Origin of the sequence: Aerosakkonema funiforme FACHB-1375 (assembly GCF_014696265.1) — a bacterium.
GTDB classification, from domain to species: Bacteria; Cyanobacteriota; Cyanobacteriia; order Cyanobacteriales; family Aerosakkonemataceae; genus Aerosakkonema; species Aerosakkonema funiforme_A.
Window position 1 is genome coordinate 32,432 of sequence record NZ_JACJPW010000014.1, and the last position, 11,719, is coordinate 44,150.

The following is an 11,719-nucleotide window of genomic DNA, read 5'->3' on the forward strand; positions in this document are numbered from 1 at the left end:
TCGACATTTTACACGCTTTTTATACCTTTAAAGCGTTCTTTTGCTGTTTGAAATGCTGCTTGCATCACCGATTGAATTTTCTTAGGATCGGGTTTTTTACCGCCCATTAAATCTCCAAAATAAACGCAAGCTCCCTCACCTAATGCTAAAGTGTAAGCAGCTGCCCAAGAAGCAGCGATCGCACTCCCAAAACCCGGTATAAATTTAACTAACTCCCGTCCAATCGCTTGTGCCAAAAAGCCACCTGCGATCGCACTCACAACACCTCCAGCTTGCGATCGCGTCAGCGTTTGTCCGTATAATTTCCCCAGCAGCCCCACCATCGATACCTGCAAAGCTGTCAGTACCGGCATCGTCGCAAAAGGCAAGGGTACAGCCGCCAACGCAGCTGCCATAATCGCAAACGCCAAAATATAACGGCGTCCCACATCTCGATAGAGATTGCCTATTTCGTGACCGGCTTTCTCATCCAATAACTGATAAATCGCACGCGCTTCTGCTTCCGGAAGTAAATCTGCCAAAGCATCTCTGAGCGCTTCTAAACCATACAATACTGGATTGTATCCATCTTCTTCTAGGGTAAAATCAATTAATACCGCCCGATCGTACAATCCGGCAAAAGCTTGCTGCATCGCCGCCAATGCGCGATTAACTTCCTCAAAGTTTGGTGGATACTCAGGATGATCCGCCGTATCGGGAGGATACACCTCATGCAAGCAAGTAACTGCCAGCAAACAAGGAATATCTGGATATTGCTGACGCAACTGCTGGGCAATTTGTCGCAGCGTGTCGATCGCAAAATCGTTAATTTTGACCGTAAAAATCAGAATTTTAGCGCGGCGATGTTCCTGTTGCAGATCTCCTACCAGTTCCCGGACGATCGCCTCAGTATCCTGCTTGACATCTCCCAGTCCCACCGTATCCGTAAAGATCAGCAACGGCAAGTCACTTGACGGATAAGCATAGCGCGAAGTATGTTGCGTGTGGGGACGAAATCCCTGTCCCACAATCTCCGCCGAAACACCCGTCAATCCCCGCACGATCGAACTTTTTCCCGCTTGCGGCTTACCGATTAGCAGCGCTTCCGTCGTTGGCAGTTCCGCTTTCACCGTCTCCAGGATATCTGCCACTTGCGCTTCGCTGACACTAAACCATTTCAGAACCGTCTCTGCCACTCGGTCTACCGGTAGCAACCCCATCATCCCTGCTGTAGCGCTGTGCCAAACATCAGCGATCCGCTTGATTTGGGAATTAATTATCGACTCAGGCGTTCCACCATCAGGCGCTTCACCGAACTGCTGAGAATTTTCTGACTGCTTTTGGATATCGCGTTCCTCAGCCATTCCCATCAAAACCGTGGATAGACGATCCCTCGCTGCAATGCGGATGATAGGACTTGAACCTACACTCCTCTCGGAACCAGAACCTAAATCTGGCGCGTCTGCCAATTCCGCCACATCCGCATAGATTTATATGATAGCAGAGCTGGCGTAGAAATAGATAGGGGAACAATCAAAAGTCGATCGCAAACCAGGGACAACGGGACAACGGGACAGTCATCCCTCTCCAGCTGACTCTGCCTTTCCCCAGCGGCTACTTAGGACAATTGCCAATCAACTATGAATAAGAATGGTGCTTTTAACAGGGTTTCAAAACTGACGTTACTTTTATTATTCCTAATTATAATCTTCACTCCCTTTACCATCATCGACGCCGGACATCGAGGTGTGCTGATGCAATTCGGCCAAGTGCAAGAACAAGTACTGGAAGAAGGAATTCACCCAATTATTCCCATCGTAAATACAGTCAAAAAGTTGAGCGTTAGGGTGCAAAAGCACGAAATATCTGCTGAGGCTTCTTCTAAGGATCTTCAAGATGTTTTCGCTGATGTAGCTATTAACTGGCATATTATTCCCGAACAAGCAAATGCGATTTTTCAAGAAATTGGCGACGAACAGGCTGTTGTCGATCGCATTCTCAATCCCGCAGTTGAAGAAGTGCTAAAAGCAGTCATAGCCAAGTACACTGCTGAAGAAATTATTACCGAGCGGGAAGAAGTTAAAGGAGGAGTAGACAATTTGTTGACCGCACGCTTAACTAACTATCATATCGCAGTTGATGATATTTCCCTCGTGCATATCCACTTTTCCGAACGCTTTAGGGAAGCGGTAGAAGCCAAACAAATTGCCGAACAAGAAGCCAAACGAGCCGTTTTTTTAGCCCAAAAAGCCTCTAGAAAAGCCGAGGCAAAAGTAAATTTAGCTAAAGGAGAAGCACAGGTGCAAACCTTGCTCCGCGAAAGTTTGACTCCTGAAATATTGCTTAAGCAAGCAATAGATAAATGGAATGGCGATCTGCCCGTAATTTTTGGTAATGATAGTGGAAATTTATTAGATTTAAGGGAATTCTTAATACAAACAAAAAAATAATTAGGCTCTCCCGTACTTAGGGTGATAAATTTTTCTAATCAGTTGGTCTTTTAGCTTCAGCAATGGGAAACTCAAAGCTCTGAAGCTAATAACTTAGTTTTTGTATCTGTGACGAAGCTAAAGCCATTGTACCACAGGCTTTGCCAAGCATCTATTAGATTTTATTATCACCTCAAGTACGGAAGAGCCTTTCAACTTCCCGCGTCGTTTACTTAATGAGTATAATTGCTTACAAAAGGGCGGTTAAAAATCTCGGACAAGTCCTGTATGAATGGAGATCGGTCAGAAAAAAGTATATCGATCGCATATTTTCCTCTAGACATTTGCTTAACCTGCAAGTTAAACTACGGTAAGTCGAGCGGAATACTGTATTATACCGAAGTACAGACTGTACAGCTACAGCAAGCTACACAAGGGGTTTTCTGGCCCAGACTCAGGGCCATACTCCAAACAGCAACTGTAGATTATCTGTCGCCCTCTCATCCCATTAAGCAAATAAAAATCATGTTCAGAAAACTAAAAGGTGGATTTCTGCTCGTAATAGGATACTTGCTCTCACCACTATGCTGGTGGAACGACCTAGTTTTTAATCTACCCATTGCTTATTTTGTTGGGTACATCTTTAGTTTGTTTAACTCAGATTTACTCGTACCTTGCTCGATCGCAGCGTACTGGCTGTCTAACGTTACTGGCATTATCATGATGCAAGTAGGCGCTGTGGATGTTCTGCAAGGACAGCCCAAAGAACGTAACCTTAAAAAAGAGCTACTGACTGGTTTAGTTTCCTCAACAGTCTATACAATGGCGATTTTGGCATTGATACAGTTTAAAATTCTCGAAAATCCCGGCCTATTTCCTGTGAAGATTCTATGAAGATCCGCATCCCGGAAATATGTACGGTTAGAATGGTTTCAACCCACCAAAGCTTTTCTTAATAGCCATAGCCTTAGAAGAAGTAAAAGCGCTTGGAGTGGTCATAAGGGGTTTGGTCTGCCATCTACCTACTGTTTCTCTAAATTGCCGCGATCGCTCCGAAAAACAGAAGCTCAATCACAGTAAAAGTTTCTGCAAATTAACACCCTGTAATAGGGCAGCAGTATGAACTATTTATTACTTTCAAGCCTCAGTTTTGTAGTTGGTATCATCGTCGGTTTAACAGGAGTTGGCGGTGCATCTCTGATTACCCCCATGTTGATTTTTATATTCCAAGTTCCACCTTCGATCGCTGTTAGTTCTGATGTAGTCGCTGCCACCTTAATGAAGGTTGTCGGCAGCTACAAGCACTGGCAGCAAAGAACCCTCGATCTGCAAGTTGTCACATGGCTGGCGTTGGGAAGCGTTCCCGGCTCACTGACGGGAGTGGGAATTTTATATTTGATTAAACATAATGAGGCTTTTAATCTGGATGGCATCCTGCTGCGCTTGTTGGGGGTGGCAATGCTATTTGTCGCCCTATCAGCACTTGCACAATTACTGCTGAAAAATTTTATTCCTCAATTGAAGTTACCGGAACCACCCAAATTTGACTTAAAAACTCACTCCGGTCGGATGCTGACCCTGGCTGTGGGAGCAGTTTTAGGCTGTGTAGTTGGCATGACTAGCGTGTCCTCCGGTTCGATGTTTGCGCTTGTGCTGATTTCCTTTTTCCGCCTTGACTCTCGTAAATTAGTAGGCACAGATCTCTTCCAAGCAGCCATTTTGTTAATTTTTACTTCTGTAGGACATCTCTGTCTTGGTACAGTTAATTGGAGTTTAGTATTACCCATCTGGTTAGGCACAGTACCGGGAGTGCTAATAGGTGCTAAACTGTGTAAAATTACCCCTCAGCCAGCACTCCGGTTTGTAATTTATGCAATCTTAGTAATGGTAAGCTGGAAATTAGTTTATCAAGCTTAATTAAACTATCATTCAGGTACAACCAAACTCGTTAAAGTGAGAGGTGCTGTAAAGACAAAATAGATCACTCCTGCACCCAAAATTAACACCGCCATACTGAACAGAATTATCCAGCGGTCTGCCGGTTCGTAAGTATCTTCTTCAATGTCGCGACGAACGGCAAAGTAGTGCTGAGTGGAAAGCAAAACTGTCAGCAAACCGACTACAGAAAACAGCAAACCCAACTTCCAGCCATTACCGGGGTAAGGTAACATCGGTGGGTGAAAAGCGCGAAGACGCACGATGACTACGCCAAAACCCATTAGAGCGATCGCACTCCGCATCCATGCTAGGTAAGTACGTTCGTTCGCCAAGTGATCCCGCACTCGCGACGGGTTCAATCGCCTTTGTTGATTCCGATCTGCCTCTACCTGCGTGGGTTTGAACATTAACTGCATCGGTGACACCTTTTCTTTTTAATTCAAATCTACAAATAAGCAAGTCTGAGAACTCCAACAGCACAGTTGCGTGCCCTATGTTATTTTCTCAGGGTTACAGTCAAATATCGCATATCTTTACAGAGTTATCTTGTATTTTTTCGCGAATTTTGACTGTAACCCTGGTTACAAAAACGCCTTTACATCATCACCAAGAAAGAAAGTTTAACCCTGGCTCTCTTTGCTCTCCACAATCGGTGCATTTGGAACTCGCGTATCTATGAATGCTTGAGATACATTTGGTATAAACCAGTTAACATCACCTGGTTTCAAGACTTTCGTAAAAGGAACGTTGAATTCAAGTACGCCAGTGTCGGAGTTTCTTTTGAGGACTACATTAGTTCCATTAGGTATCTTGACCGCAAGAGCGCCGCTCGATTGTTGCCCATTTTGTCCGGTAACCGTTAAATCTGTTGGTACTCCGTCATTCGGTACGTAAAATCCCTCACAATTCCATTTTTTTTCAGTTGTCTGACCGTCAGCTAAAAAGTAAAGTCCATTGTCATATGGTTCCTTGGATTTTTTAGCTTTGGGCCCATAAACAGCCACCGTCTTACCTGTTTCATTGCTGCACTGACTCCAGTTGATGCCCGATTCTAGAGTGTATTTCCTAAACTCTAACTCATCAATTTTTTGCTGAAGCTGCTCCGGCGTATAATCCTCTATTTGAGTTTGTGTCTCTTTCGCTTTCTTGAGATCGTCTAGAGTTTGAGTCACCTCTATGTATTCCGGATTTTTTGCCAAGGACGACTTGTGTTTGTTGCCCGCCCAGGAAGGTTGTGCGAGCAGTAAATTGGCTGCCAATACCAAGACCAAAACAAGATATTTGAATAGCTTCATCCTTTCTCTCCTTTTCCAATCTTACAGCTATTCAACTTGAAAAGTTGAATTTGATTTTTTATGGGAATATTGTCAACACAGAAGCTTTTACCTAATTTGACTGCGCTTCTTGTGTTTTTTCGAGTTTAATTCACTCATAATAATCCTAACAGCTATGCTTAATTTTATCAACTATCTATTTAATTTTTTTTGGCTTTTTTTTACCATCATTTTTTGTTTGAAAAATCACAATCTTAATCTATAGTTAAATAGATTTTAATATAACAGCAAATTATATATCAATATAAAATTATACTATTTAAACTTGGGTATTAAGTGATAAGTACCGCTTTCAACTAGAATGAAAATACCCAAACCTATCAATATAAAGGGAACTATAGCCTTACCATAGCGGGTTAAAATAGGAGCGATCGCACGATGGCGGGTTAGTAGGTAAGCAATGTAACACCAAACCCCGATCAGCAAAAAGAAGACTGTTAGAATAACTGCCAAACTAGCGGGGTCACTGCTGGCAAACAAAGGTACGTAGATACCGATATTATCTCCACCGTTCGCAAAAGTTACTACCGCCACATTATAAGTCTGGGGAGAAAGAACACTTGCCAGCTTTGAAAGCACAGATACATTGCTTCTTGAAGCGTCAAATTCAGTTGAAACTGCCTGCACTTCTGCATCATTTTCTCGCTTAAATAGATGGATTATACCTATGAAAATAGGAACGAAACCCAGTATGCCAATCCAAGCTTTGGGCAATATCAAACCACCAAAAAAACCAGGTAAACAGGCAAGAATGAGCGCTGTAAAACCCAAGTATTGACCAACAACGATGTGCCGACGACGGAAGGTGGCATTCACCTGGGCGAAAAAAAGAGTCAAAATAACAATGTCATCGATGTTGGTCGCCCCAAAAGAAGTTATTCCTGTGATAATTGCGGTTACAAGCCAATTCATTAGGCTATTATTGTCACCAAATTAATTTTGCGCTTCTGAAGTCGATCGCCCGCTACTTTTGACCAACCCCATCAAACACAGAGAAGCAGCAACTAAAGCCAGCGGACTCAAAGATTGATTTTTCAACACAATGAAAACGCCCAATCCAATCAAAACAAACGGAACGAAATGATTGCCATAACGAGTTAGGATGTCAGCCACCGCAGGTAAAGCCGTTAACTTGTAGGCAGTGTAGCACCAAACTGCCACCAGCAGAAAGAATACGCTCAAAATTACCAGCAGACTTGGTAAGGCGCTATTGGCAAACAACGGCACGTAAATGCCAATATTATCGCCGCCATTGGCAAACGTAACAGCTGCTACACCGTAAGTTTGGGGAGAAAGAAAACTCGCGAAGGGAGAGGGATCTGACTCATCTATTTCTGCCTGAACTTCCTCCTCAGAATCGTTTTCCGGATTGAGAAAGCGGCTGAGTCCTATGCCAATAGGCACCAAGCCAAGCAATCCAATCCAGCGTTCTGGTAGAATTAAACCGCCAAAAAAACCGAGAAGGCTGGCAAGCACAAGTGCGGCAAAGCCTAAATATTGACCTGCAACGATGTGCCGGCAACGAAATGCTGCATTTACTTGGGAGAAAAACAGCAGCAGGATGACGATATCATCGAGGTTTGTGGCTGTAAAGGCCGCTATTCCTGTAGGTATTGCAGTTACTAACTCGCTCATTTCTGGGAATCCTTATGTTTACGATCGCTCATTAGCTATTAGCCATTAGTCAGCGGTCAAATATTCCCGGTAACTAAAAACTAAGACTAACGAATGTTAAAGGAGATCGGTCTCGTCGATTCTGACCTCAATTGCTTCCATCGAGCGCGTCATTCTCCTTACCATTTTGGGAGAACGCCGCTTTTGGATGATAAACCATCCACACCCAGCAAGTAAGTACAGCAAGAACAAAAACGGAAACGCATTGTAGGGAGCTTCTGGAGGTGGGAAAAGTTCGCTACCGGGAATTCCTACCGTACCCACAACCGGAATCAACATAAAACCAACGCCCAAAACCGAAAAGACGATATCCAATGGCCGCAATTTTCTCAGTCGGTACAGGTAAACAGGTGCAGCCACAGAAACCAGAATATATACGAGCAAAAATCCGTAAGTACAAATCGTTCCCGTATAAGCCATACTTTCAAACAGCTTGACCCCAAATAGGCACAAGAAAGCTGGCACCAAAAACGTTATCAGCGCTGACATAGAGACGGCAATGTGGGGCGTTCTGTTTGATGAATGTGCCGCACCAACAGAAGTGTGAAACAGACCGTGACGCGCCATCATAAAAAATACTCTAGCCGCCGGATTGATACTGCCCAGCACGCAAGCAAAGAAAGATAGCAACGCGCTCAGACTGATCAGTTCTCCCAAAAAACCTACTTTAGCTTGCTGAGCCAGAACAGTTAGAGGTTCTTCAGTATCGGCGAGGGATACGGAAAGACCGCTAAAACCCAGCACTTCAATGTAAGCGGTCATAATGAAGAACAAACCGGCCAAAATAGTGCTTTGAATTACAGATTTCGGGATAGTTTTGAGTGGGTCTTTCGCCTCATCGCCCAAGGAAGTGGCGCTTTCAAAACCAGAAAAACCGAACACGACCAGCACAAGTCCCATCGCTACTCCGCCTGGGGTGGCTCCATGTAGAGTAACTTGAGCCATATCCAGGGCGAAACCTTTTTGCGCCCAAACAACAACAGCCAAAAGCAGGATTAAGCCAACAGATACACCTTCTAGCAGCAGCATCATCGTCGCCGATAGACTGATGTCTTTGTAAGCCATATACCAAGCTATGCCAGCGCCGATCGCTAACATCGTAATCGGGGAAGGATGGATTCCTATGTGACCCAGCAAAACTTGGCCAAAGACGGCAAAACCGCACAATGTAGCTATCCCCGTAAACAAATAAGCCAGTACCAAACCCCAACCGCAGAGGACGCCAGCCGTAGGGCCAAGACCTTTAGCAATGTAAGAGTAGAGGGAACCTGGAGAAGCGGAACGGCGGGCAAATTGGTTGATGTTGACGCTGACAAACACCAGCCCGATCATACCGATCAGAAAACTCAGCCAAGTGCCGTTTCCCGAAGCGGCGAAGATCAAAGCTAAATTCGCTGCTGGTGTTGTGGTAGGTGCGATTACAGCAATTGATTGGGCCAAAACTTCCCTGTAGGGCAGACATTCTGGCTTTAAGCCGTGAGCGCTGCGATCGCGATCTAGTTGGATTTCACTGGTCATAAGGCATTTTTTTCCCGTACAGATTTTCTGTTTGGCGACACAAACTCGCAGGGAACACGGTATAATCACCGCTCAGCTCCCAGCCAGGTCAATATTTGACTCCAAAAAGCCTGCTCTTAAGTAATCAAAAAGACAAACAGAGTTTTTCAGAAAAAACCTTGGGTTCTGTATCTCTTTTTAGTGGTCTCGCAACGTTGCGTTTTCATAGCGATCGCTTTATAGCTCGAATTGAACTCGCAGGCATCGCCTCAGTTCAGTTCGGTGCATTAGGCTTATTCTTACCATACGGAAACTTAACGATAGAATCAAATGCTCTTTTTTGTCGATTTAATAAATAAAATTGATTAACAACTCTACAAAAGCTCTAAGGGTAGTTCAAATGGCAGGGATGACGCTCGATCAGTTGCGAATTTTTCTAGCTGTAGCCGAACATCAGCACTTTACCCGTGCTGCGGAAACGCTTTTCATTACCCAGCCGGCAGTGAGTGCGGCGATCCAAAATTTAGAAGAGGAATACGGAGTCAAGCTTTTCCATCGTATCGGTCGCCATATCGAGATCAGCGAAGCTGGCAAATTGCTGCAAGTGGAAGCGCAGAAAATTCTCGACCAAGTTACTTTAACCGAACGCGGCTTGCGAGAATTGAACAATATGCAACGCGGTGAGTTGAAATTGGGATCGAGCCTCACTATTGGCAACTATTGGCTACCAAATAAAATCGGCGAATTTCAGCGCCAATATCCCGGCATTTCTGTGCAATGTTTTCTTGCCAATACAGAAGAAATTTGTACTGGAACGGCTAATGGACAGTTCGATTTAGGTTTGGTAGAAGGCGTAGTTAGTCCATCACTTAAGAAAACTTTAGCTCAAGAAGTTGTCGGAAGCGATCGCCTTTTAATAGTTGTTGGCAAATCTCATTCTTGGTTTGAACTTCCAGAGGTTACTCTCACCGAACTTTCTACAACAGAATGGGTGATGCGAGAACCCGGTTCTGGCACACAGCAAAGGTTTGAGGAAGCATTGCAAAATTGGGGAATCCCTATTACTGAATTAAATATTATTTTAGTTTTGAACAGTGGCGAGATGGTCAAGTCAATAGTAGAAAGCGGTGTCGGCGCAACAGCAATTTCCGAATTGATGGTCAAAAAAGAACTACAGCTTGACACTCTACGTGCAATTCAAGTTATCGATAACACAGATGATTCTAGCCCCATATTGGAAATAGCCCGACCCTTTTTAAAGCTGAAGCATCGCCAGCGCTTTCAAACACGCCTCTCCAAAGCATTTGAAACAATGTTGACTCTATAGCTGTCAGAAACCCGGTTTCTTCAAGAAACCGGGTTTCTAGAGTCTAATCCACTTCATAAATTATCGGGATCGACTCCCAATTCTCGTAACCGCGCCGCTAAGAGTTCAGCGCGTTGGCGTTCCGCTTGCGCCTGCTGTTGGGCAACTTGCGCCTGTTGTTGGGCAACTTCTGCCTGCTGTTGGGCAACTTGCGCCTGCTGTTGGGCAACTTGCGCCTGCTGTTGGGCAACTTGCGCCTGCTGTTGCGCCGCTTCCTCCGGCAACAAAACCAGATTGCCAGAAGTATCGTAAAAGCGCAACCAACTTGCCGTTTCCCTATCTATTGTTCCCGGCCAAATTCCCAACCAAAAGTCCAAACTCTCGCACCACAGCCAACCTTGCTCATTTGGCGCTAATGGCTGATAGCGTTGGGAAGCATCCAAATGCCACCCTTGCAACGAATTCGGGTCGAAAGGATCGAAAATAAAATAATCCGGCGTTCGGAAAACTCGTTCGTAAATATCCTTCTTCGTTCCCCTATCTGCTTGTGCGGTACTAGAAGATAACAGTTCCACAATCACATCGGGATAACGCCCATCTTCTTCCCACACTACCCAGCCTTGTCGTTCTCTTGTACCATCAACATCCAGCACCACAAAAAAATCAGGCCCCCGGAAGTCGCGGTTACGAGCTTGAGCGCTACTAAAATAAATAAACATATTGCCGCCCGTGTAGAAGTCGTTGCGATCGAGCCAAGCTTGCTGCAACGATCGAATCAGGGTATTCATGGCAATACGGTGGCGATTGCTTTTCAAAGGTTCACCATCGTCAAATATTAGATCGGTAGGAGGCATAGGAGGTTCCCACCAGTCTACAACCTCCGCCATTTGGGGATTTTGTTCTTTGGTTGTTTCAACTGACATCGCGATAGCCTCCCACCTCTTGTGGAATTTAAATATCAATTCTCAATTCTTGTGGGGTAGGCGTCCCGCCTGCCCTGAAATGATACTGTTAGCGAATTACCTCAACCGTCGTGAAATCGAGCGGGAGAGCGGGAGAGCGGGGGAGTGGGAGAGATCGATCGGTTATCATTCTATTGGTTCAGCGGTCTAACCCCCCAGTTAATTCGCCAACAGTATCTTAAATCACCAGGGACGGGCGAGACGCCCATCCCACAAGAACTACAACAGCCCCCATCCCACAACAGCACTTAACCTTCCACCTTCACCCCTCGCCAAAAAGCCACATAACCTTCAATATTCTTAGCTTTGTCCTTAGCTTGGGGGTAATACCAAGCAGCATCCTTGTTTTCTTGCCCGTTCACCTCGATCGTATAGTAACTGGCGACGCCTTTCCAGGGACAAGTCGTATGGGTACTGCTTTCCTTAAAATACTGCTTGTCGATCGCATCCGGTGGGAAATAGTGATTTCCTTCCACAACTATAGTGCGATCGCTCTCCGCTAAAGTGGCACCATTCCAAACAGCTTTCGGCATAGGTTTATTTTCTGAGCTACTTTCCAACTAACATTATTATGCGAAGGTGCAGGTACAATAGCCTCTT

13 protein-coding genes and 1 tRNA gene are annotated in these 11,719 nt (G+C 44.9%); 5 read left to right on the forward strand and 9 right to left on the reverse strand.

Annotated elements, in window-relative coordinates; all coding sequences use genetic code 11:
* Positions 1-8 precede the first annotated feature (8 nt).
* The gene (locus H6G03_RS07545) at positions 9-1,343 is read right to left on the reverse strand and encodes a GTPase family protein (RefSeq protein WP_190463669.1); all 1,335 of its coding nucleotides are present in this window, start codon (positions 1,341-1,343) and stop codon (positions 9-11) included.
* 38 nt (positions 1,344-1,381) lie between these two features.
* Positions 1,382-1,463 (reverse strand) — tRNA-Leu (locus tag H6G03_RS07550).
* A 156-nt stretch (positions 1,464-1,619) separates the two neighbouring features.
* Here H6G03_RS07550 and H6G03_RS07555 point away from each other — a divergent pair.
* From H6G03_RS07555 to H6G03_RS07565, 3 genes are all read left to right on the forward strand, one after another.
* Positions 1,620-2,429, forward strand: a complete 810-nt coding sequence (locus tag H6G03_RS07555) for a prohibitin family protein (protein ID WP_190463671.1) — start codon at positions 1,620-1,622, stop codon at positions 2,427-2,429.
* A gap of 468 nt (positions 2,430-2,897) precedes the next feature.
* Positions 2,898-3,302, forward strand: coding sequence for a hypothetical protein (locus H6G03_RS07560; protein ID WP_456057564.1), 405 nt, complete (start codon positions 2,898-2,900; stop codon positions 3,300-3,302).
* A gap of 225 nt (positions 3,303-3,527) precedes the next feature.
* Positions 3,528-4,325 (forward strand): sulfite exporter TauE/SafE family protein, encoded by a 798-nt coding sequence (locus tag H6G03_RS07565; RefSeq protein ID WP_190463673.1) that lies wholly within the window; start codon positions 3,528-3,530, stop codon positions 4,323-4,325.
* An 8-nt stretch (positions 4,326-4,333) separates the two neighbouring features.
* Here the strand turns inward: H6G03_RS07565 and H6G03_RS07570 are convergent, their stop codons facing one another.
* The 5 genes from H6G03_RS07570 to H6G03_RS07590 form a co-directional block, all read right to left on the reverse strand.
* Positions 4,334-4,762, reverse strand: coding sequence for a YidH family protein (locus H6G03_RS07570; RefSeq protein WP_190463675.1), 429 nt, complete (start codon positions 4,760-4,762; stop codon positions 4,334-4,336).
* 204 nt (positions 4,763-4,966) lie between these two features.
* A complete protein-coding gene (locus tag H6G03_RS07575) occupies positions 4,967-5,641 on the reverse strand; it encodes a hypothetical protein (protein ID WP_190463677.1) in 675 nt (224 codons plus the stop codon).
* A 294-nt stretch (positions 5,642-5,935) separates the two neighbouring features.
* Positions 5,936-6,592 (reverse strand): cadmium resistance transporter, encoded by a 657-nt coding sequence (locus H6G03_RS07580; RefSeq protein ID WP_190463679.1) that lies wholly within the window; start codon positions 6,590-6,592, stop codon positions 5,936-5,938.
* 21 nt (positions 6,593-6,613) lie between these two features.
* Entirely contained in the window at positions 6,614-7,315 is a 702-nt protein-coding gene (locus H6G03_RS07585) for a cadmium resistance transporter (protein WP_190463681.1), read from the reverse strand.
* A 96-nt stretch (positions 7,316-7,411) separates the two neighbouring features.
* Positions 7,412-8,872 carry an APC family permease gene (locus H6G03_RS07590; RefSeq protein WP_190463684.1) on the reverse strand — a complete coding sequence of 487 codons (1,461 nt, stop codon included), beginning with the start codon at positions 8,870-8,872 and terminating at the stop codon, positions 7,412-7,414.
* Between the two features lie 95 nt (positions 8,873-8,967).
* Here H6G03_RS07590 and H6G03_RS07595 point away from each other — a divergent pair, with 95 nt between their 5' ends.
* Positions 8,968-9,210, forward strand: coding sequence for a hypothetical protein (locus tag H6G03_RS07595; RefSeq protein ID WP_190463685.1), 243 nt, complete (start codon positions 8,968-8,970; stop codon positions 9,208-9,210).
* Positions 9,211-9,251: 41 nt separating this feature from the next.
* Positions 9,252-10,178 carry a LysR family transcriptional regulator gene (locus tag H6G03_RS07600; RefSeq protein ID WP_190463688.1) on the forward strand — a complete coding sequence of 309 codons (927 nt, stop codon included), beginning with the start codon at positions 9,252-9,254 and terminating at the stop codon, positions 10,176-10,178.
* 53 nt (positions 10,179-10,231) lie between these two features.
* Here the strand turns inward: H6G03_RS07600 and H6G03_RS07605 are convergent, their stop codons facing one another.
* Together H6G03_RS07605 and H6G03_RS07610 are read right to left on the reverse strand one after the other, a co-directional pair.
* A complete protein-coding gene (locus H6G03_RS07605) occupies positions 10,232-11,080 on the reverse strand; it encodes a Uma2 family endonuclease (protein ID WP_190463691.1) in 849 nt (282 codons plus the stop codon).
* Positions 11,081-11,367: 287 nt separating this feature from the next.
* Positions 11,368-11,652, reverse strand: a complete 285-nt coding sequence (locus H6G03_RS07610; RefSeq protein ID WP_190463693.1) for a DUF427 domain-containing protein — start codon at positions 11,650-11,652, stop codon at positions 11,368-11,370.
* Positions 11,653-11,719: the final 67 nt, after the last annotated feature.

Excerpts from the sequence above, each read along its gene's own strand:
- H6G03_RS07565 (WP_190463673.1), top strand. The coding sequence starts at position 3,528 with ATGAACTATTTATTACTTTCAAGCCTCAGTTTTGTAGTTGGTATCATC.
- H6G03_RS07555 (WP_190463671.1), top strand. The coding sequence starts at position 1,620 with ATGAATAAGAATGGTGCTTTTAACAGGGTTTCAAAACTGACGTTACTT.
- H6G03_RS07610 (WP_190463693.1), bottom strand. The coding sequence starts at position 11,652 with ATGCCGAAAGCTGTTTGGAATGGTGCCACTTTAGCGGAGAGCGATCGC.
- H6G03_RS07585 (WP_190463681.1), bottom strand. The coding sequence starts at position 7,315 with ATGAGCGAGTTAGTAACTGCAATACCTACAGGAATAGCGGCCTTTACA.
- H6G03_RS07575 (WP_190463677.1), bottom strand. The coding sequence starts at position 5,641 with ATGAAGCTATTCAAATATCTTGTTTTGGTCTTGGTATTGGCAGCCAAT.
- H6G03_RS07605 (WP_190463691.1), bottom strand. The coding sequence starts at position 11,080 with ATGTCAGTTGAAACAACCAAAGAACAAAATCCCCAAATGGCGGAGGTT.
- H6G03_RS07580 (WP_190463679.1), bottom strand. The coding sequence starts at position 6,592 with ATGAATTGGCTTGTAACCGCAATTATCACAGGAATAACTTCTTTTGGG.
- H6G03_RS07600 (WP_190463688.1), top strand. The coding sequence starts at position 9,252 with ATGGCAGGGATGACGCTCGATCAGTTGCGAATTTTTCTAGCTGTAGCC.
- H6G03_RS07570 (WP_190463675.1), bottom strand. The coding sequence starts at position 4,762 with ATGCAGTTAATGTTCAAACCCACGCAGGTAGAGGCAGATCGGAATCAA.
- H6G03_RS07590 (WP_190463684.1), bottom strand. The coding sequence starts at position 8,872 with ATGACCAGTGAAATCCAACTAGATCGCGATCGCAGCGCTCACGGCTTA.
- H6G03_RS07545 (WP_190463669.1), bottom strand. The coding sequence starts at position 1,343 with ATGGCTGAGGAACGCGATATCCAAAAGCAGTCAGAAAATTCTCAGCAG.